Origin of the sequence: Kordia sp., from assembly GCF_050633145.1 — a bacterium.
Classification (GTDB): Bacteria; Bacteroidota; Bacteroidia; order Flavobacteriales; family Flavobacteriaceae; genus Kordia.
In genome coordinates this window covers 1-376 of record NZ_JBOEFY010000061.1, presented here as the reverse complement: position 1 = coordinate 376, position 376 = coordinate 1, and the positions used below count along the sequence as shown (strand labels likewise).

The window sequence follows — 376 nt, the reverse complement described above, 5'->3', positions numbered from 1 at the left end:
TACTTACTATAATTTCTTGCTCTTTAAAGTGATGTAGTTTTATTTGTAAACGTGAATTTGTGTAGCTTACAATATCTTTGATAGCATTTATATTGATGTAAAACTTTCTGCTTACGCGATAGAATATTTCTGGAGATAGTTCGTCTTCTAAATGTTCTAACGAAGTTTCTAAGAGGTAATTTCTACCTTCGACAGTATGTGCATACGTCCCTTTGTTTTCACTGTAAAAACATTCAATTTCGTCAATTGGAATCATTTTTAAATGCTGACCAACTTTTACTGTATAGCGTTTTTTATAGGTACGTTCAATCGGATTTACCAATAGTTTTTTGATGTCATCAAAGTTGAGTTGAACGTTTTGTGTTTTTGGTGCGCG

The 376-nt window shown here is 31.9% G+C and carries 1 protein-coding gene; it reads right to left on the bottom strand.

Annotation, left to right across the window (positions count from 1 at the left end; translation table 11 throughout):
* Positions 1-376, bottom strand: a 376-nt coding sequence (locus tag ACRBBL_RS23005) for a LytR/AlgR family response regulator transcription factor (RefSeq protein ID WP_431371447.1), incomplete at both ends; no start/stop codon positions are given.